The 21,458-nt window shown below is 36.8% G+C and carries 19 protein-coding genes; 17 read left to right on the top strand and 2 right to left on the bottom strand.

Annotated features, from left to right (window positions below; genetic code table 11):
• Window positions 1–88: 88 nt before the first annotated feature.
• The 16 genes from ACFQ13_RS12150 (at window position 89) to tsaB (ending at window position 15,941) form a co-directional block, all read left to right on the top strand.
• The gene (locus ACFQ13_RS12150; protein WP_386117683.1) at window positions 89–2,197 is read left to right on the top strand and encodes a gliding motility protein RemB; all 2,109 of its coding nucleotides are present in this window, start codon (window positions 89–91) and stop codon (window positions 2,195–2,197) included.
• A gap of 223 nt (window positions 2,198–2,420) precedes the next feature.
• Complete coding sequence (cyoE, locus tag ACFQ13_RS12145; RefSeq protein ID WP_114307771.1) at window positions 2,421–3,314, top strand: heme o synthase; 894 nt, start codon at window positions 2,421–2,423, stop codon at window positions 3,312–3,314.
• 1 nt (window position 3,315) lies between these two features.
• Window positions 3,316–3,915, top strand: coding sequence for a cytochrome c oxidase subunit 3 (locus ACFQ13_RS12140; protein WP_386117681.1), 600 nt, complete (start codon window positions 3,316–3,318; stop codon window positions 3,913–3,915).
• Between the two features lie 37 nt (window positions 3,916–3,952).
• Window positions 3,953–4,954 carry a cytochrome c oxidase subunit 3 gene (locus ACFQ13_RS12135; protein ID WP_386117678.1) on the top strand — a complete coding sequence of 334 codons (1,002 nt, stop codon included), beginning with the start codon at window positions 3,953–3,955 and terminating at the stop codon, window positions 4,952–4,954.
• Between the two features lie 20 nt (window positions 4,955–4,974).
• Window positions 4,975–5,421 carry a cytochrome C oxidase subunit IV family protein gene (locus ACFQ13_RS12130; protein ID WP_114307768.1) on the top strand — a complete coding sequence of 149 codons (447 nt, stop codon included), beginning with the start codon at window positions 4,975–4,977 and terminating at the stop codon, window positions 5,419–5,421.
• A 156-nt stretch (window positions 5,422–5,577) separates the two neighbouring features.
• Window positions 5,578–6,300: a hypothetical protein gene (locus ACFQ13_RS12125; protein ID WP_386117675.1), complete on the top strand. Its 723-nt coding sequence runs from the start codon at window positions 5,578–5,580 to the stop codon at window positions 6,298–6,300.
• Complete coding sequence (locus tag ACFQ13_RS12120) at window positions 6,293–7,054, top strand: SCO family protein (RefSeq protein ID WP_386117673.1); 762 nt, start codon at window positions 6,293–6,295, stop codon at window positions 7,052–7,054. Before ACFQ13_RS12125 ends, ACFQ13_RS12120 begins: the two co-directional genes overlap by 8 nt.
• 35 nt (window positions 7,055–7,089) lie before the next feature.
• Entirely contained in the window at window positions 7,090–7,635 is a 546-nt protein-coding gene (locus ACFQ13_RS12115) for a DUF420 domain-containing protein (protein ID WP_386117670.1), read from the top strand.
• A gap of 2 nt (window positions 7,636–7,637) precedes the next feature.
• The gene (locus tag ACFQ13_RS12110; protein WP_386117668.1) at window positions 7,638–7,862 is read left to right on the top strand and encodes a hypothetical protein; all 225 of its coding nucleotides are present in this window, start codon (window positions 7,638–7,640) and stop codon (window positions 7,860–7,862) included.
• Window positions 7,863–8,029: 167 nt separating this feature from the next.
• On the top strand, window positions 8,030–8,731 hold the full coding sequence (locus ACFQ13_RS12105; protein ID WP_386117666.1) for an ABC transporter ATP-binding protein: 702 nt from the start codon (window positions 8,030–8,032) through the stop codon (window positions 8,729–8,731).
• Window positions 8,724–9,968: an ABC transporter permease gene (locus ACFQ13_RS12100; protein ID WP_386117664.1), complete on the top strand. Its 1,245-nt coding sequence runs from the start codon at window positions 8,724–8,726 to the stop codon at window positions 9,966–9,968. Before ACFQ13_RS12105 ends, ACFQ13_RS12100 begins: the two co-directional genes overlap by 8 nt.
• Window position 9,969: 1 nt before the next feature.
• The gene (locus ACFQ13_RS12095; RefSeq protein WP_386119442.1) at window positions 9,970–11,229 is read left to right on the top strand and encodes an ABC transporter permease; all 1,260 of its coding nucleotides are present in this window, start codon (window positions 9,970–9,972) and stop codon (window positions 11,227–11,229) included.
• 19 nt (window positions 11,230–11,248) lie between these two features.
• Entirely contained in the window at window positions 11,249–12,406 is a 1,158-nt protein-coding gene (locus tag ACFQ13_RS12090; protein ID WP_386117663.1) for an efflux RND transporter periplasmic adaptor subunit, read from the top strand.
• A 52-nt stretch (window positions 12,407–12,458) separates the two neighbouring features.
• The gene (locus ACFQ13_RS12085; protein ID WP_386117661.1) at window positions 12,459–13,901 is read left to right on the top strand and encodes a TolC family protein; all 1,443 of its coding nucleotides are present in this window, start codon (window positions 12,459–12,461) and stop codon (window positions 13,899–13,901) included.
• A gap of 2 nt (window positions 13,902–13,903) precedes the next feature.
• Window positions 13,904–15,199 (top strand): efflux RND transporter periplasmic adaptor subunit, encoded by a 1,296-nt coding sequence (locus tag ACFQ13_RS12080; RefSeq protein ID WP_386117658.1) that lies wholly within the window; start codon window positions 13,904–13,906, stop codon window positions 15,197–15,199.
• A gap of 70 nt (window positions 15,200–15,269) precedes the next feature.
• Window positions 15,270–15,941, top strand: a complete 672-nt coding sequence (gene tsaB, locus ACFQ13_RS12075) for a tRNA (adenosine(37)-N6)-threonylcarbamoyltransferase complex dimerization subunit type 1 TsaB (protein WP_386117657.1) — start codon at window positions 15,270–15,272, stop codon at window positions 15,939–15,941.
• Here tsaB and ACFQ13_RS12070 read toward each other — a convergent pair.
• Entirely contained in the window at window positions 15,938–16,750 is an 813-nt protein-coding gene (locus tag ACFQ13_RS12070; protein WP_386117654.1) for a mechanosensitive ion channel family protein, read from the bottom strand. The genes tsaB and ACFQ13_RS12070 overlap by 4 nt on opposite strands.
• Before the next feature lie 143 nt (window positions 16,751–16,893).
• A complete protein-coding gene (locus ACFQ13_RS12065; protein ID WP_386117652.1) occupies window positions 16,894–17,796 on the bottom strand; it encodes a NifU family protein in 903 nt (300 codons plus the stop codon).
• 179 nt (window positions 17,797–17,975) lie between these two features.
• Here ACFQ13_RS12065 and ACFQ13_RS12060 point away from each other — a divergent pair.
• The coding region (locus ACFQ13_RS12060) for a choice-of-anchor L domain-containing protein (RefSeq protein ID WP_386117650.1) at window positions 17,976–21,458 on the top strand (3,483 nt) is incomplete at its 3' end.

Genomic DNA, 21,458 nt, shown 5'->3' with positions numbered 1-21,458 from the left:
TTTTTATAGTGGTTTTTTTTAGGACTTAATTCAAGGTCGTGGTACTAAAAAAAATAAGTATCTTTCGTGCTTTAAAAAGACCTCTTTTATGAAGCGCATTGTGCTATTTGTTATTTGCTTAACGGCCACCTTAGGGTATTCGCAAAATTCCCTGTTTTATGAAAAATCACCAGTATTTAAAGCCTGTGATTCTGTTCCTGTAGAGCAACTCAAGTCTTGTTTTAATTTCACCTTAAATACCTTTTTATTTGAGAATTTTAAAAGTCCTCAAGTGGTAGAAGAGGAGTCTTATCAAGGTGATGTTAAGGTGTTGTTTGAAGTGGATAAAGAGGGGGCCTTTAAAGTGCTTTATATAGATGCGATTTATGACGAATTAAAAACGGAAACCCAACGTGTGTTTGATGCCTTGCCTAAAGTGCAACCCGCCACCTATAATGGGAAGCCTACATTTGTACAGTATAGTGTGAGTATTGCTATTCCGCTAACGGCTCCTGTGCGTAAAACAGACGTTGTAAAAACCGTTGAAACCGTGAGTGAAACGGACAGTTTAAATGCGACGCTTTCTCAAGAGTACGATGTGTTAGAACAAGGCTTAAAACCGTATGAAAACCTAGAATACAATAGCCAACTAAATGTGCCTTTTACGCATTCTTATTATGCAAGATTTGACGATGAGATGAATGCCATTGGGACCAATAGCCATACCGCAGCCAAACCATTTATCTATAGTGATGTGGCACGCTATTATGATATAAAAGCCGAAAAAGAAAATCTAGCAAAAGATACAGATACCTGGTTTGGACGTAAGTTGTTTAATGAACATTTAGTGGAAGTCCAAGGGGAAGATTACTGGTTTACAGTAGACCCTATAATTGACTTACAAGTCGGTAAAGACACCGAGGCTGATTTTAATTCTACATGGAACAATACAAGAGGGGTAAATATACAAGCCGGTTTAGGGAAGCGTTTTAATTTAACGGCTTCAGTTTATGAAAGTCAAGGTCGTTTTGCGGAGTATTTTAATCAGTATGCAGAAAGTTTAAAAGCTTTTGGACCAGACCCAGCTATTATCCCAGGTCGTGGTATTGCCAAACGTTTTAAGGATGATGCTTATGATTACCCTGTGGCAGAGGCGTATTTATCTTATACACCAGCCGATTTTTTAAACATCCAATTTGGTCACGGTAAAAACTTTATAGGAGATGGGTATCGCTCATTATTACAAAGTGATGTGTCTAGTCCGTATCCTTTCTTAAAATTGAATGCTACCTTTTGGAAAATAAAGTATACTAGCACATGGATGTGGTTAAAAGATGTGAGAGATGAAGTTGTTGTTGATAAAGCCTTTTTAACAAAATATATGGCTAACCATTACTTGAGTTGGAATGTCTCTAAGCGTCTAAATATTGGTCTTTTTGAATCTGTGATATGGACCAATTCTAATGAGCGTGGCTTTGATGTAAATTATTTAAATCCGATTATCTTTTTTAGAGCGATAGAGTTTCAGACCGGGCAAGGCGCCGGAAATGCCATTCTCGGCTTAACGTCTAAGTACAAATGGAATAATAAGGTCAATCTTTATGGGCAGTTTATTCTTGATGAATTTTCTTTAAGTGATGTAACTGGTGGAGAGAAAAGCTGGAAAAATAAATTCGGGTTTCAGTTAGGGGCCAAATACTTTAATGCCTTTAATGTTGATAACCTCTTGTTACAAGCAGAATATAACCGCGTAAGACCGTATGTGTATTCTCACAATACTCAAGTGCTTAATTATGCAAATTTCAACCAACCAATGGCACACCTATGGGGTGCTAATTTTAAAGAATTGGTTTTAATAGGACGCTATCATTATAAGCGTTGGTTTGGGGATGCTAAATTTATTATTGGACAACGCGGCCTAGATTTTAATACCGATGAGGATAACTTCTCTTACGGCGGTGATATTTATAGAGATTACAATGATCGAAATGCCGATACAGGAATTGTGGTTGGACAAGGAAATACCACCAATAGTTTTATGACGGAGATTCAAGCTGGTTATGTTTTAAACCCTGCAACCAATCTTAAATTGTTTACTAATATTATTTATAGAGATTATAACCCTGATGTTTCAACGGCATCAACACAATCGTCTAATACCTTATGGTTCAGTTTAGGGGTAAGAACAGATATCTTTAATTGGTATAATGATTTTTAACGGGAGTTATCTGTCGTGAATTCTTAAGCGCTAATGTTGTGAAGTTAGTGCAATGCACTAAGCTATTAGAGTGCTGATAAGTACGGTGTTTTATGCTGCTATTTTATAAGGTCTGGAATTAAGGGGATTCGTTGTATTGTTAAAACTAAAGTTTAACGTTGGTTAGAATCAATTTTCAGACTATCTTCGCAGTCGTTTTTAAAAAAAATAAAATTCGTTTAGTTTGAGCAGTACAAAATCTTCGGTATCAACAGGTTCTGTGGTTACAGATTTCAAGGAAATTACCAAGATGGGCTTGTCCTTAAGTGTGGTGTTTTCCTCTATAGCGGGTTATTTTTTAGGAGCAGAGACCATTAGCTTGGTCACCTTAATCCTTTTAGCCTTAGGGGGCTACTTTATGGTTGGGGCCTCTAATGCCTATAATCAAATTATTGAGCGCGATTTAGATGCGCTCATGGATCGGACAAAAAATAGGCCCATTCCTTCCGGGCGTATGTCTGTAAATACAGCCTTTGTTATTGCCGTGTCTTTTACAATTTTAGGGCTAATCACCTTATACATTATTAATCCTAAGACCGCCATGTATGGCGCCATTTCTATATTTTTATACACAAGCGTTTATACACCTTTAAAGACTAAGACCTCATTGTCTGTTTTTGTAGGGGCCTTGCCAGGAGCCATTCCGTTTATGTTAGGATGGGTAGCCGCGCGTAACGAATTTGGTATAGAACCAGGAACCTTATTTGCCATTCAATTCTTTTGGCAATTTCCTCACTTTTGGTCTATAGGTTGGTTTTTACATGAAGATTATAAAAAAGGAGGGTTTCATATGTTACCTACCGGTAAACCCGATAAAGGTACTGCTGTGCAAATCATTATGTATAGTGTATGGACTATTTTAGCGTCTATTATTCCTGTATTCGGATTTTCAGGCGATTTAAAACTGTCTATCGTTGGGGCTGTTTTAGTCTTTTTATTAGGCTTAATCATGCTTTTCTACGCTTTTAAATTGTTTAAAGATCGTAGCATCAAAACGGCAAAACAACTTATGCTATCAAGCGTTTTTTATATTACAATGTTGCAAATAATATATGTTGCAGATAAATTTTTAAGATAAAATGGATTTAACAAAAGGAACAACAGCAGAAAAAACTGCAAGGTCTAAAAAGATGATGATATGGTTTGGGATAGGTTCTTTAATTATGTCTTTTGCCGGATTATTAAGTGCATTTATTGTTAGTAGTAAACAACGTCTTAATGAAGATTGGTTAGTAGATTTTCAATTACCAAGCGCATTTTTTACCAGTTTAGGGCTCATAATTGTAAGTAGTATTACCTTTATTTTAGCAAAACGTGCCCTTCAACAAGGCAAAATGCAAATGGTATCCCTGTTTTTATTGGCTACTTTAGGCCTTGGGATAGGATTTATTTATAGCCAATTTGTAGGATTTGGACAGATTATTTCGGAAGGTTATTACTTTACCGGACCTACGAGTAATATCACAATGTCTTACATCTATGTCATTGCTATATTGCACATAGCGCACGTTATTGCTGGGCTAATATGCCTTATAGTTGTAATTTATAATCATTTTAAACAAAAGTATAACTCCAACAATATGTTAGGATTTGAACTAGCATCAATTTTTTGGCATTTCGTAGATGGGCTTTGGGTTGTGCTCTTTTTGTTTTTATATTTTTTTAAATATATAATTTGATTATTTTTGTCCAATCTTAAAAATTTAAATAAATTCTATGGATTCTACGGTAGTTAGTACTGGTACAGAAGATAAAACTTGGGGAGGTGGCAACAGTCCACTAAAAGCAAGTTACGGAAAAATGATGATGTGGTTCTTCATTGTATCTGATGCCTTAACATTTTCAGGCTTCTTGGCAGCTTATGGCTTTTCAAGATTTAAGTTCATTAACGAATGGCCAATAGCGGATGAGGTGTTTACACACGTGCCGTTTATGCACGGTCAAGAGTTGCCAATGATTTATGTGGCAGTCATGACGTTTATTCTTATTATGTCTTCGGTAACTATGGTGTTAGCTGTAGATGCAGGTCATAATATGAACAAATCTAAAGTGACCATATACATGTTTTTAACCGTTATAGGTGGAGCAGTATTCTTAGGATCGCAAGCATGGGAATGGGCAACCTTTATTCAAGGAGATTACGGTGCTGTACAAACTAAAGGTGGAAACATCTTACAGTTTGGTGAGTATGTTACTGAAGATGGTGAAGAAATTTTCAAACGTGTTTCTATTGACGATATTGCAATTCCACAAGAAAGTGCACGTATCAGTCACGAACGTAAAAATGGAATTTGGTTTACTGACGAAGGATCATTGCCTCCATATACAGTAGATGAAATCTACACAGGTTTAGCAGCACAAGAAAATGTTGTTGTGCGTACACAATTCTTAAACGAAGAAGGACACAAAACCATTTTATCTAGAGCAGAATCTTTAAAACAAATAAAAGAGAACGGAAAGTTAGTCGTAAAAGGTGCTAACCTTAAGGTTAACGAATACGGAACGTCTCTATTTGGTGATTTCTTTTTCTTCATTACAGGATTCCACGGATTCCACGTACTTTCAGGAGTGATATTAAATATTATCATATTCTTTAATGTGGTCTTAGGGACGTACGAAAGAAGGGGAAGTTATGAAATGGTTGAAAAAGTTGGACTCTACTGGCACTTTGTCGATTTAGTATGGGTATTTGTATTCACATTCTTCTATTTAGTTTAAAAAGAAATTAAGGTTATATTATGGCACACGAGCATAAATTAGAAATATTCAGAGGACGTTGGAAATTTAAATCTAACAAAGAAAAAATCTGGGGCGTATTAGTATTCTTATCTTTAGTAACAGCAGTAGAAGTTGTTTTAGGGATTTACAAGCCAGCAATATTAATGCATACTTGGTTAGAGCCTTTAGAAGGTGGATTCTTCGCAACATTAGGGAACATTATTCTTTCTCCTATTGTTTATATGAAGCCCTTAAACCTAATCTTTATCTTATTAACAATAGTTAAGGCTTATTACATTGCATGGGATTTCATGCACCTTAGAGATGAAGTAGGAAGCTTAAGAAAAGTTATTGTTTGGACAGGTGTTTTCTTAATCTGTTACTTAGTCTTTATCTTATTACAAGAAGGAGGTTATGTATTTAGCGTATATAACGCAGAACACGCCTTAATTAAGAAGGATTTCTAGTAAAAACAGACATATAAACACGGCGATCTATCAAAGTGTTAAATACAATGAAAAGGTGGTTTTTATAAACCACCTTTTTTATTTTTGCATACGCTATAAGAGACCTTAAATTATAGTGTGTTAAACCCCAAAAATGAGGGCTATAGTTCTTAATCGATGAAGAAATTAACAAAAGTAAAACGCTATCTCGTTCTTGGTATACTATTCTTTCTACCAGTCGCATTCCTATTAATGCTTTATCCAGCAAAGCACAATTACGAGCCTTTAGATGTCGTCAATGAAAAGGTTACTGATATTACTGGATTTCGCTCGGATAGAGGTGAGCCCCTTTTATTAAAAAATCATATTACGGTGTTAGGCTTTTTAGGGAAATCACCCTTAGATCATATGATCGCGGCTTCAAATCTTAAGGAGTTGGTCTATGATAAGTTTAAAGGGTTTAAAACATTTCAATTGGTCATCGTCGTTCCTGAAGGAACCGAAGAAGAAGTGGAAGCCTTAAAAAAGGAAATCAATACTTACGAAGATTTAAAATATTGGCATTACGCTTTTGCTTCAGAAGGCGAGATAAAAATGCTTTACCATTCTTTAAAGGCCGATGTAAATTTAAAAGCCGATTTATCCCTTGATGAAGTATTTATCATAGATAAAGATCTTAATCAACGTGGACGTATAGACGGTCGAGACGAAAGAGCTGTTGAAAACAATAAACCCGCTTTCGGCGTGTATGCTTATAATGCCATTAAGGTAGCAGAAATTAAGAATATGATGAGCGATGATGTTCGTATTCTATTCACTGAATACCGTCAGAAACGCAAAGGTAAATTTGACGATTCAAACACAAGACGAGCAAACGAAATAAACAAAAAGCATGAGTAAAAAAGCTAATTATTCCTATATCGGAATTGCATTTGTAATTTTAATTTTCGGAATCCTTTTTGTTCCTAAAATTATTGATCGTGTAACCGGAGGAGATATTATCCGTGAAGAGAGTCGAAGTAAAGATGTTCTAAATTCTCATTTAGAGTCTTCAGCTAAGGTGAAAAGTGACTTGGCTTATCTTGAAATTAATGGTGCACCTAAAAAAGTGCCTGATTTTAGCTTCACCAATCAAGATGGTGAAACCATTACCAATGAAGATTATCTAGGAAAGGTCTATGTGGTAGAGTTCTTTTTTACAACTTGCCCAACGATATGTCCTATTATGAACCGTAACTTGGTTACCGTACAAGAGGAATTTAAGAATTTTAAAGATTTTGGAGTTGCCTCTTTTACCATTGCTCCAGATATTGATACACCTGAAGTGCTTAAAGCTTATGCTGAAAAATATGGGATTACCAATCCTAATTGGCATTTTATGACTGGAGATGAGACACGTATTTATAAGTTGGCTAATGAAGGCTTTAATCTTTATACCGCTAAAGACGAAACGGTAGTGGGAGGTTTTGAGCATTCTGGTAATTTTGCCTTAATAGATAAAGAAGGATATATCCGATCTAGAAAGGATGACTTCGGAAACCCTAAGATTTTTTATAACGGTTTAATTTCAGAAGCCGTGGGTGTAGATGAAGATGGCATTGCCCAAGAAATTACCATCCTAAAAGAAGATATAGCTAAATTATTAAAAGAATAATACGATTCTAAACTGGCTTAAGTAACACCAAACCTATGAATACAATCGATACTGTAAAAGCAAAGAAATATAATAAATGGATTATTGTTCTGTCTATTATCATCCCAATTGTAGTCGCCATTTTATCGCGTGTTAAGCTACAAGACTTGGGCTACGATGTAGAGCCCTTAACGTTTTTACCACCTATTTATGCTACCATTAACGGGTTCACTGCTATTGTATTAATCATTGCTTTCTTGGCCATTAGAAAAAAGCATGTGGTACTTCATGAAAACCTAATGACAACAGCTATTTGGAGTTCTGTGGTGTTTTTAGTGATGTATGTGGCGTATCATATGACCAGCGATTCAACAAAATTTGGTGGTGACGGCCTTGTAAAATACCTTTATTATTTTATTCTGATCACCCATATTGTTTTGTCTATCGTGATTATTCCTTTTGTACTAATTACCTATGTGCGTGGTATTACTAATGATAAAGTCCGTCATAGAAAGATTGCACGTTACACTTTTCCAATGTGGTTATATGTAGCCGTAACAGGGGTTATTGTTTATGTGATGATAGCACCATATTATACCTAATTATGAAACGTAAAATTAGTTTATTCTTATTCACAGTTGTATCTTTTACCCTCAGTAATGCACAATGTGCGATGTGTAGAGCCGTTTTAGAAAGTGGTGAAGATCAATCTGCAGCCGAAGGAATTAACGATGGAATTGTCTTTTTAATGGCTGTTCCTTACATCTTAGTGGCGGTTATTGGTTATGTGATTTATAGAAAATATAATCAGCCCGATAAAACAGAGTAAAACCTGTAACATTTCTGCTATATAGACGTCATATGTGAAAAATAAGGGATGTTGTGCCTGCTGTTGTTGTAATTAATTTAACATAGACCAGCTTTAGACCAATAGCGTTGTAGATTCAATAGGTCTTCCAACGCCATTAGAATGGTATCCGTTAACCCAATCACATTATGATTCAAATAAAAGATTTACATAAATCTTACCATATGGGGAGCAACTCGCTTCACGTATTAAAAGGTATTAATTTTAATGTCAAGGAAGGCGAGCTAGTCTCCATAATGGGGTCTTCAGGATCAGGGAAATCAACATTACTTAATATTTTAGGAATGTTAGATGAGGCCGATCAAGGGCAATACATTCTAGATGATGTGCCTATTAAAAATCTTAACGAAAAAATTGCCGCTAAATATAGAAATGAATTTCTCGGATTCATTTTTCAGTCCTTCAATCTTATCAATTATAAATCGGCTTTAGATAATGTATCTATGCCACTTTACTATAAAGGGGTAAAACGTAAAGAGCGCACAGAACGTGCCATGCATTATTTAGAAAAAGTAGGTCTAGCCCAATGGTCGCACCACTTGCCAAGTGAACTTTCAGGAGGGCAAAAACAACGGGTTGCTATTGCTCGGGCCTTAGCGAGTGATCCTAAAGTCTTATTGGCCGATGAACCTACAGGAGCCTTAGATACAAAAACCTCTTATGAGGTTATGGAGTTAATACAAGGTATTAATGACGAAGGAAAAACCATCTTAATCGTGACGCACGAAGATGACATTGCACACATGACCAAGCGTATTGTAAATCTAAAAGATGGCTTAATTATAGACGATAGTTCCGTACAACAGGTAAGAGCATCAGCCCATGTTTGATATAGAACGTTGGCAAGAAATATTCGAAACGCTTAGCAAAAATAAATTGCGAACCTTTCTCACAGGGCTTTCGGTAGCCTCAGGGATTTTTATATTAGTGATTCTTTTAGGGTTTAGTGAAGGGATTGCTAATGGTGTAAAATCACAGTTTGAGCAAGATGCGACAAATAAAATCTCGGTATGGACAGGAGTCACTACCAAAGGACATAAAGGGCTCAATCCAGGGCGCTATGTTCAGCTTAAAAATTCTAGCTTCGAAGCAATCGAAAATCAATACGATGATTATTTCGAATATCGAACCAAAGATTATATGATCTATGGTGGTACGGTGAATTATCAAAATGAAACTGGAAATTATCGCGTTCGTGGGACCATGCCCGAAAATCAATTTATTGAAAATGCAGACATCGGATCCGGTCGTTTTATCAATACCTCCGATATCAGTTCAAGTAAAAAGGTGGCTGTCATAGGAAATAAAATAAAAGAAGACCTATTTAAAGGTGAAGATCCCATCAATAAGAATATCCAAATCTTTGGGATGAGTTTTAAAGTGGTGGGTGTATTTTATGATCCAGGAGGGGATCGTGAAGAGGGGCAGGTTTACGTACCCTTAACAACCGCGCAAAAAGTATTCAATGCCGGAGAAAATATTAGAAACATGGCCTTCACCGTTAAAATGGCTGATGATTTTGATGAAGCCGTTCAAACCTCTAATGCTATTGCCTTAGGCATTGAAAAGAAGATAAAAGAACTGCATACCGTATCCCCGGATGATATTAGTGCCGTTAGGGTTAACAATACCTTAGAGCAGGCTGAAAAAATTTATTCGCTAATTGCCACCTTAAAACTAGTCTTCTGGTTTGTGGGTATCGGTACCATCATTGCGGGGATTGTTGGGGTTGGGAATATCATGCTTATCATAGTTAAAGAACGGACTAAAGAAATCGGAATAAGAAAAGCCCTTGGTGCATTACCGAGTTCTATTATCGGTATGATTTTGCAAGAAGCCATTTTTGTAACCATGTTTTCAGGCTTATTCGGATTAATTCTTGGGCTTGGCTTGTTAGAACTTGTAGGTCCGCAAATTCAAAATGATTTTATAAAGTATCCGCAGGTCGATTTTAAAATTGCCTTGTCTACCGTGTTTTTATTGGTTTTTGCCGGGACTATTGCCGGATTTATTCCTGCGTATAGAGCCGCAAAAATTAAACCTATTGATGCCTTAAGAGATGAATAGTATGTTTAGTAGAGACCGTTGGGATGAAATATTAGAAGCGCTAAACGCCAATAAGTTTAGAACCTTATTAACCGCTTTTGGGGTGTTCTGGGGCATTACCATTTTAGTTTTGCTGTTGGCCTTAACCAACGGTCTTAAAAATGGGGTCACTGCAGATTTTGGTGATTTTGCGACCAATTCTATGTTTATGTGGTCTCAAGGAACCTCTAAACCCTATAAAGGCTTACCTAAAGGGCGTTATTTCAATTTTAAAATCGATGATGTTGCCGCGCTTAAAACGGCCGTGCCTAATTTAAAATATGTGTCACCAAGAAACCAATTGGGCGGATTTAATGGCGCTAATAATGTGACAAGAGGGACTAAAACTGGAGCGTTTGAAATTTATGGCGATTACCCCGAATATATAAAACAACAACCTATGGATATTCTTCAAGGGCGTTTTTTAAGTTATTCCGATATTAATGCGAAGCGAAAAATTTGTGTTATTGGTACTGTGGTGCTTAATAGTTTGTACGATAAAGGCGAACCCGTTTTAGGAACCTATATTAAAATCAATGGGGTTAATTTTATGGTTGTAGGTAGCTTTAAAATGAGCAATAGCCAAGGCGATGAAGAACAAGACGCCAATACCATCTATATGCCTTTTACCACCTTTAGTCAGGCGTTTAACAGAGGCGATACTGTTGGTTGGATGGCGCTAACCGCACAAGATCATGTAAGTATTACCACTTTAAAACCTCAGGTGTTTAACATTATGAAAGCCCGGCATAAAGTAGATCCTACGGATGACCGCGCCATTGGGCATTTTGACCTCTCCGAACAATTTGGACGTGTTAATGGTTTGTTTTCTATCCTTTCTTTTGTGGGGTATTTTGTAGGCGCTTTGGTCTTAATGTCTGGTATCATTGGCATCAGTAACATTATGCTTATTGTGGTTAAAGAACGTACTAAAGAAATTGGGGTAAGGCGCGCATTGGGAGCTAGCCCGTGGGCCATAAAGTCTCAAATTTTACAAGAGAGTTTAATGCTTACCATCTTGGCAGGTATGGTCGGGATTTCTTTTTCGGCCTTTATCATTTGGGGCATGAACATTCTTTTAGATTATTACGGCCCTGTCGATAATTTTGCAAATCCAAGTGTAAGTATGCAAGTTATATTTACCGCTTTAATTATATTAATTGTTTCAGGCGTGCTTGCCGGACTTATTCCTGCTAATAGCGCCACAAAAATGAAACCTGTAGACGCTCTTAGAATAGACTAAACATATATCCATCACAATCATGAAAAGAACAAAAACGATAATTATATTAATCATCATTGTTTCCGTCTTTGGAAGCGCACTCTTTTATTTATGGCAAAAAAACCAAGAGGATCCGAAGACCTATACTTCAGAATCTCCAACGGAAGAAACCATTATACTAAAAACGGTGGCCACTGGTAATATTGTGCCTAAAGAAGAGGTGCTTATAAAACCTAATATTTCAGGAGTGATTGAAAAGGTTTTTATTGAAGCCGGAGAGTACGTAGAACAGGGTGACCTTATTGCTCAGATTAAAGTTATTCCTAATGCTTCAACATTAACGAGCGCTAAAAATAATATTGCAACCAACCAAACGGCTCTTCAAACGGCACAGATCAATCTTCAAACGCAGCAGGCCAATTACGATAGGCAAAAAGCGCTTTTTGAAAAAGGTGTGATTTCTGCCAATGATTTCGAATCTGTTAGCAATGCCTATTTACAATCTAAGCAAAGTGTAGAACAAGCTAAAATTAACGTGAATTCTGCCAATCAGAATTATGACATTATAAAAACGGGTACCACTTCGGGCTTAGGGAATATTGCCCAAACCCAAGTCAGAGCTACCGTATCCGGAATGGTGTTAGACGTACCTGTAAAGGCCGGAAATCAGGTTATTGAAGCTAATAATTTTAACGAAGGGACTTCAATAGCTTCTTTAGCCGATGTAAAACAGATGATTTTTGAAGGTAAAGTAGATGAAAGTGAAGTGGGGAAAATTAAAGAAGGTCTACCGCTAGAAATCACGGTTGGTGCTATAGAGAATAAAACCTTTGAAGCGGTATTAGATTATATTGCCCCTAAAGGTGTGGCTGAAAATGGTGCCATTCAATTTGAAATAAAAGGAACACTTCAGAAAATAGATTCTACTTTTATTAGAGCCGGACTCAGCGCAAATGCGTCTATTATTTTAGATAAAGTTGAAAAGGTGTTGGCCATAAAAGAAGCCTTAGTACAGTATGACGAGGAAACAAAAGCTCCTTATGTAGAGGTTGAAGTTGGCGATCAAACTTTTGAACGAAAAGACATTACTTTAGGGCTTAGTGATGGAATCGTAGTAGAGGTTAAATCGGGCCTTTCTAAATCCGACAAGATAAAAGTGTGGAACCAAGTGGAAGGGGTGCCAGACTACGCTCAGTAATATATTTAAATTTACTGTAACATTTTAAGTTTTATATAGACCAATAGACATCATGAAAAAATCAATCCTTATCGTAGTACTTCTTTTTGGAGTTTTAGCACAAGCACAACATAAAAAGTGGACGCTTAAAGAGTGTGTGGAGTATGCCTTAGAAAACAATATTTCTGTAAAACAAAGCGAATTAGATTTGCAGTTAGCCGACGTTGATAAAATGACGGCGGTTGGAAACTTTTTACCGAGTATCAGTGCTGGGGCAGGAGTTTCAGAAAATACAGGACTTAGTTTTAATCCGGTGACCAATAACGCACAAACCACTACCTTTCTTTCAGTTTCCGGAAGTATCAATATGGGGTATACACTTTTTGACGGGTTAAGAAATATAAGACAGGTACAACGTGCCGAAATTTCTAAGCTTTCTAGTCAATACAGCCTCGATAAGATGAAAGACGACATTTCTTTGTTCGTTGCAAACGCTTACCTCACGGTGATTTTAAATAAGGCCAATTTAGAAGTGTTACAAACCCAAAATGTGGTCACTAAAGAACAAATTAAAAGAACCTTGCAATTGGTAGATGCAGGATCTTTACCTCGTGGAGATTTGTTAGAAATTAAAGCAACGGATGCAAGTGAGCAACAAAGCATTATTCAAGCGGAAAACAACATTCAAATTTCATTGATCAGTTTAGCACAACTTTTATTGATTAAGGATTATGAAAATTTTGATGTGGAAGATGAAGGTTATGATATTGTGGCTTCAGAGATTGCCGATAAAAGTGTTGGGGAGATTATTGCTTCAGCAAAAGAATCGAGATCAGAAATAAAAATTGCAGAGCAAAGTGTAGAATTGGCGGCGATGGATTTAAAATTGGCCAAAGGTCTTAATTACCCTACCTTATCTGCTTTTTTCGGCTATAACACACGATATACTGATACACCTTCATTTATTACAGAAGTCGATCAAGACAATCCTACAATAACACAGCAAATTGGTACTGTTGAAGGTACTGGACAAGCTGTAATTGGAGAGTTTCCTAATACCTATGCCACACAAGTTGGAGCAGATCCGTTTGTAGACCAGTTATATTTAAATGACGGTATTGCTTATGGGTTACAGCTTAATATTCCTATTTTAAATGGCTTTAGCACCAAAGGAAATATTCAAAGAAATAAGATTAACTTAGAACGTTCTAAGTTTCAATTAGAGCAAGCCGAGTTAGATTTAGAATCTAATGTTTATCAAGCTTATGTGGATGCTAAAGGCGCTTTAAAATCGTATGAGGCAGCAGAACTGGCCTTAGAGTCGCAACAATTGGCTTATGAGTATGCCAAAGAACGTTATGATGTAGGGCTTACTAATGCTTTCGATTTTAGTCAGTCTAAAGTGCGATTTGATAATTCTAAAATTGAATTAAATCGGGCTAAATACGATTACATCTTTAAATTAAAAGTTTTAGAGTTATACTTTGGAATACCAGCAACAGAATTAAAGTTTTAATTATGAGCAAAACAGTAAAAATTATTATCGGATTCGTAGTGCTTGCACTTATTGTTGTAGTGATAGGCGCTAAACAAGGATGGTTTGGTGAAAAAGGAGATATAAAAGACGTTACGTTACAAGACGTGACCCTTAGAGATATTGTTGAAACGGTATCGGCCACCGGAAAAATTCAGCCTGAGGTTGAGGTTAAAATTTCTTCGGAAGTGTCTGGTGAAATTTTAGAACTGCCTTTTAAAGAAGGTCAAGAGGTAAAAAAAGGAGATCTTTTAGTACGTATTAATCCCGATTTAATTCAGTCTGCAGTAAGTAGAAGTCAGGCGTCTTACCAAAATGTAAGAGCGGGTTTAGCGCAAGCTGAAGCCAACTTAAAACAAGCCAAGGCGGATTACGATAGAAATAAAACACTTTTTGATAAAGGGGTGATTTCAAAATCAGAATGGGATAATTCTGTAGCGGCTTATGAAACGGCTATCGCTGGAAAAAATTCAGCTTATTACAATGTGCAGAGTGCTGCCGCAACGGTTAATGAAGCTAAAGACAATTTAAACCGAACCACTATTTATGCACCTATGACGGGAACCATTTCTTTACTCAATGTAGAACTTGGAGAACGTGTTGTTGGAACACAGCAAATGGCCGGAACAGAAATTTTGCGTGTAGCCAACTTAAAGAACATGGAAGTTGAAGTGGATGTGAATGAAAATGATATTGTAAAAGTCGCTATTGGTGATTCTACTATTGTAGAAGTCGATGCTTATTTAAATAAACAATTTAAAGGTGTGGTTACCGCTATCGCTAATTCTGCAGCAGGAGACTTAGCCGCAGACCAAGTGACTAATTTTGAAGTTAAAGTAAGAATTATTGAGTCGTCTTATAAAGCATTAACAGAAGGGAAACCTGAAACCTATTCTCCATTTAGACCAGGGATGACGGCGACTGTAGATATAATCACTAAGACCAGAAAAGATGCGATTGCCGTGCCAATTAGTGCTATTGTAATAAAAACAGATACGAGTTCCACTAAAAAACTGAATACAAAATCTGTAGAGATGGCCACTACAACGACTGGGCAGTCAGATGAAAAATTTGAATGTGTCTTTGTTAACGCTAATGGAAAAGCCAAATTAAGAGTTGTTACAACCGGAATTCAAGATGATACCAATATTGAAATTCTATCTGGTTTAGAAGAAGGTGATGAAATTATAACAGGACCGTATAACACAGTTTCTAAAAATTTAAATTCAGGTGATGCTATTGCGGTACCTGAAGAAAACTCTGAGAACAACAGCAATTAACCACTTCCTTGTAGTGGCCGTTCATTTTGATAAATATATATTGTAATTTTACCAAAAATTAGGACCACTTATGGCATTAGTGCTTAATATAGAAACAGCAACAACAAATTGTTCAGTCTCTCTGTCTAAAGATGGAGAGACTTTAGTTTTAAAAGAAGATAATAGTTTAGGGTATTCGCATGCAGAAACCTTACACCTGTTTATTGATGAGGTTTTTAAGGAGGCCAATCTAGAGCCTTCTCAAATTGATGCTGTAGCCGTGAGTAAAGGCCCGGGCTCTTATACCGGGTTGCGCATAGGTGTATCTTCAGCAAAAGGCTTATGTTTTGCTTTAGATAAACCTTTAATTGCGCTGTCTACTTTAGAGAGTTTAGCACACCAAGTTAAAGCCGAAAGTGGTTTTATCGTTCCGATGTTAGATGCACGACGTATGGAAGTTTATTCGGCAATTTACACGGCTCAATTTGAATCCCACCGCGGCATTGAAGCCGAGATTTTAACCGAAACTAGTTTTAAGGCACTTTTAGAACAAGATAAAGTCTATTTTGTAGGCAATGGGGTAGAGAAGACCAAGTCTTTAATTTCACATCCTAATGCCGTGTTTGTTGAAGGGAAACTACCTTCAGCTAATGAAATGTCAGCGTTGGCCGAATTAAAGCACAAAAAAAGCGACACCGTAGATGTCGCTTATTTTGAACCTTATTATTTAAAGGATTTTGTAGCTTTAAAAAAGAAGTCTTAAGCCTCTTTATGTATTTCTACTTGATGTGGGTAAGGAATATCAATACCAGCCGCATCTAAAGCTTCTTTAGTTTGTTCTGTAATATCAAATTTTACAGCCCAATAGTCAGGCGTATTGACCCAAACTCTAGTGAAAAAGTTAATAGAACTATCTGCTAATTCCGAAACGTTAATTGCCGGTGCAGGGTCTTGAAGAATTAATGGGTGTTTTTTAATCACTTCTAAGATCACTTCTTTTGTTTTTCTAATGTCAGAGTCGTAACCTACACCAAAGGTCCAGTCTACACGACGTCTATCTTCCGTAGAATAATTAACGATGTTTCCGTTAGATAAACTTCCGTTAGGAATAATAATCTCTTTATTATCTGGGGTAAGTAATTTTGTCGTAAAGATTTCAATTTCCTTAACGCTTCCAGCTTCACCTTGAGCTTGAATATAATCTCCAATTTTAAAAGGTTTAAAAATCATAATTAAAACCCCACCTGCAAAATTAGCTAAAGAGCCCTGAAGCGCTAAACCAATGGCTAAACCAGCGGCAGCAATAATAGCGGCAAAAGAAGTCGTTTCTACGCCTACTGTACCTAAAACCACAATAATTAAGACAATCTTTAAGATCCAATTGATAAGGTTAGATAAGAATTTCTTTAAACTCTCATCATAATCGCCTTTATTCATTGCTTTTTTTACGCCTTTAAGAAGTACTTTAATGACCCATAAGCCTATAATCCAAATAAGAATGGCTCCAATTACTTTTGGTCCAAACTCAACAATAAAGTTATAGCCTTCGTCAATCCATTTTTGTGTGTCCATGTAATGTTCTAATTTTTAAATTTAAAATAAAAAACTCGGCTAATTTTTAGTCCGAGTTATGTGTTTCCGTTAAGGCAGACCAAGGTCTGCACTATAACTTAGACTCTTAATTACTATAAAAGTCACTTAAAATTAAATAAATTTTAGCCGTTTATAGCATTTACGGTGATAGAATGGTCGTTAAGCATGTCTTTTAACATTGTTTCAATACCATTTTTTAGTGTAAAGGTAGAGGAAGGGCAGCCACTACAAGCTCCTTGCAACAAGACTTCTACTTTTTTTGAATCCTCATCATAAGAGATAAATTCTATATTTCCACCATCACTTTCAACCGCTGGTTTAATATATTCTTCAAGAATGTTTATGATATTTTTAGAGATGTCGTCTAAAGCTTCAAACTTTTGCTCAATAGCTTCCTCAGTTTTTTCAAGCTTTTTAGGGGCGTCATCATTTAAAATGGTTTTACCTTCTTCAACATAAGCTTTCAAAAATTCACGCAGTTCTAAGGTGACCTCTTCCCATTCTACAATGTCAAATTTTGTGATAGAGATAAAATTCTTCTCCATATAAACATTTTTAACAAAAGGAAATTTAAAAAGTGCTGTGGCAAGAGGAGAAGGTTTCGCTTCTTCTATAGTTTTAAATTCAAATATATTTGGAACCAAAGCCTTATTACAAACAAATTTTAAAACTCCAGGATTCGGAGTGCTCTCGGCATAAATGGTAACGGCAGCTTTAGGTTTGCTCGCATCTTCTTTGACGATAACATCATTTTCAGATAAAAATGCCTCGATTTGTTCTGCAACTTCATTTTCTACATCTTTCCACTCAACAATATTATAACGTTCAATAGCAATAAAATTTGAGGCAATATAAACCTTCTTTACAAAGGGTAAATAAAACAACTGTTGCGCCAATGGAGAATTCTGGGCGTCGTCTATGTTGTTGAACTCAAAGCTGTTGTGGTTGGTTAAAAAACGGTCGGCTTCAAACTTCTTAATACTATCATTAGAAGTGGATACGATGGATATCATTGTTTTTGGCATCTTTTTTTTGCAAAAATATGAAATATCAAATTGAAAAGTTCATAGTAAGGCTGTTGTTTTCTAACTATAATTTCTAGGCAATTAATATAATTTGATTAAATTTCGAGCTAAAGTTAAGTTATGCATTTGTTAATGTTTTAACCAAAAGGTTAAACTTTAATGAGTAGACCCTATTTAATATGAAGAAAACACTACTATTTTTCACTTTATTATTCTCAATTTTTAGTTTTTCGCAAGACATTAACATGGAACCTGGAGTGTTTATGCGTTGTGGTCCTGATATGTTTTATGACTCAGGTTCTCAGTTTGGAGGCTATGGTAATGATGAAAACATTGTAACTACAATATGTCCCTTAACTTCAGATCAATTTACGATTCTTAAATTTAATTTTTTCTTCACTGAAGGCGGGTCTAATCCCGATGTTATGAATATTTATGATGGTGATGATACAACAGCACCATTACTCGGTACCTATTCTGGGCCGGTGGGTGCGTTTACGGTGAGTGCATCTGGGGCAAATACCTCAGGATGTTTAACGGTAGAGTTTATATCTAATAGTACACAAAGTGTAGACGGATGGGAAGCCGAAATTTTATGTGCTACCGCTTGTCAGGATATCGATGCGTCTTTTGATAGTTCTTCTCCCGAGCCAAATGCTGCAGGGGTTATCGGAATTTTACCAGGAGATACCGTAGATTTTTCAGGAAGTGCATTGTTTCAGTCTGATGATACTGGGGCTACCTATAACTGGGATTTTGGAGATGGCGAAAGCGCAACGGGTACAGATGTTTCTCATACCTTTTTAAGTTCAGGAACCTATACGGTTACCTTTACGGCTACGGATAGTAATCCACAAGGTTGTTTTGATAGCGATACCGTTACGGTGTTTGTTCTTGGACCTAATTTAGTGGTAGATCAAGATATGTTTACAGTAGAGGAGCTTATTGAAGATGTTTTAGTGGATAGCCCTTGTGCCTCAGTTTCTAATATTATATACTCTACGGGGTCTACAATTGATCCGACTCTACCCAATGGAATTGGTTATTTTTTTAGTGATGGTGTGAATTTTGAGTTTGAAGATGGTATTGTGTTAACCAGTGGAGATGCTAGTAGAGCAGGAGGACCTAATACGAGTACTTTATCTGACGGTAGTTGGGCTGGTGATCCAGATGTTGATGCCTTATTAGATCCGGGCGATACGTCAAATGATGCAACCTTTATACAGTTTAACTTTACGCCTAGAGGAAATGAAATTACTTTCGATTTCTTAATGGCTTCTGAAGAATATAATGGGCAAAGCTTTGAGTGTGATTACTCTGATGCATTTGCTTTCCTTTTAACAGATTCTGCCGGGAATGAGACCAATTTAGCGGTGATACCTGGGACTACAACGCCTATATTGGTAACCAATATTCACCCCGATAATGGCTATGGTTGTGGTGCTCCTAATGTACGTTATTTTGATAGTTATACACCTTCTAATGGCGCCCCAATTTCATTTGATGGATACACTGTGCCTTTTACAGCATTTGCTAATGTGATACCTAATGAGGAGTATACCATTAAAATGGTAATTGCTGATGCTAGAGATAGTATCTATGATTCGGGAGTTTTTATTAGGGCAGGAAGTTTTAATTTAGGTGGAGATTTAGGAGAAGATATTACAATTGCTGCCGGAAATGCACAATGTGACGGGTCTGAAGTTATCTTAGATACTGAGATTGCATTGGCAAACCATGTGTGGTATAAAGATGGAGTGGTTATCCCTGGAGAAACAACGTCTCTATTAACGGTTACAGAGCCTGGAACTTATTATGCAGAATTTGATATTGAAAGTGTTTGTTCTGGATCTTCTGATCCTATCGTTATAGAATTTAGAGATAACCCTACGGCAAATGAAGCACCAGATTTGGTGGTTTGTAGTGAAACCGGGTCTGAAGAATTTGATTTAACTCAAAATGACGATGATGTATTAGGTACACAAGCGGCTACAGATTATACCGTAAGTTATCACCTTACAGAGCAGGATGCTATAGATAATGTAGGGGCTTTGGTCTCTCCTTATACTAATGTTTCTAATCCGCAAGTAATTTGGGCACGTTTAGCTGATGTAACTCAAACGTGTAGTGATGTAACCTCTTTTACTATATCTGCAGCATTAGCCCCAACCATCAACGCAGCCTCTAATTTAGAGCTTTGTGACGATGATTCTAACGATGGAATTGGCGAGTTTACACTAAGTGACCAAACAGCAATTATATTAGGAGCACAGTCTGCAACAGACTTTGAAGTGTCTTACCATTTAGATGCTACCGATGCGGAATTAGGTAATAATGCGTTGCCGTTAACCTATACTAATACGGTAAACTCACAACCTATTTATGTACGAGTAACCAGTTTAGCAGATACCAGTTGTTACAGTTTTTCAGCAGCACCGCTATTTAATTTAGTGGTAAACACAAGAGCCTTAGCAACAATGCCTGCTAATATGGAAATTTGTGATGATGCCAGTGGAGACGGAGTGGCCATTTTTGATTTAGCAAGTCAAGAGGCGGCTATATTAAACGGTCAAAATCCAGCGGTTTATAATGTAAGCTTTTACGCCAGTCTTGCCGATGCCCAAAGTGGTACCGGAGCCTTGCCAAGTACTTATGAAAATACCAGTTCACCAAACCAACAAACGCTTTATGTGCGAGTAGAAGATCCTGCTTTTCCAAGCTGTTACGGAACAACAAGTTTTGATATTATTGTTAACGCCCTACCGGTATTAACAGCTCCTACAGCTTTAGAGGTTTGTGATGATGGAACACCAGATGGTCTTACGGAGATGGATTTAAGCATTAAAAATGCAGAAATCACAGGAGGTAATCCTTCTTATGTGGTTAGCTATCATGAAACGCTACCAGAAGCGGAGCTTGGAGATAATCCATTACCAACCTTATATACCAACACTAGTAATGGTCAGGTGATTTATGCACGTGTGGTAAACAGTGCGACATCTTGTTCTAGTGTTACCGAATTAGAATTAGTAGTGCAACAAGCTCCTGTAGCTTATACACCAGCACCTTTAATTTACTGTGATCCTGATAATGATGGTTATGGTATTTTTGTTCTTAGTGATCTAGATACAGAGATTAACGGCGGAGATACAGGATTAGTGGTGACGTATCACGAAACCTTAACCAATGCCAATAACGGTGTTGATGCTATTGATACCTCTATTGATTACGATAATATTGTGCAAGATGCACAAACCTTATATGCACGTGTAGAAAGTGCTACGATCTCTACAGATTGTGCAACGATTGTTGTGGTAGAATTAATCGTAGAGCCATCACCACAGCTTGTAACTCCAACGGCTTTAGAGGTGTGTGATGATCGATCTGCAGATGGTTATGCAGTTTTCGATTTAACCACTAAAGCATCGGAAATTTTAGCGGGCCAAAGTGAGACGCAGTATCTTTTAAGTTACTATCTAAGTGAAGCTGATGCCGAAGCTGCAAATAACCCTATAAGTAACCCATCAAACTATAGCAATACGAATGCTTATAATCAAACGATTTGGGTTCGAGTAGAAGACAGTGCTACAACGGCAAGTTGTTATAAAATCACCAGTCTAGAATTGGTTGTTAATCCGCTCCCAGTATTAGTTACACCACCA

This window comes from Winogradskyella rapida, assembly GCF_042675845.1.
GTDB classification, from domain to species: Bacteria; Bacteroidota; Bacteroidia; order Flavobacteriales; family Flavobacteriaceae; genus Winogradskyella; species Winogradskyella rapida.
This window is presented reverse-complemented; position numbering and strand designations above follow the sequence as displayed.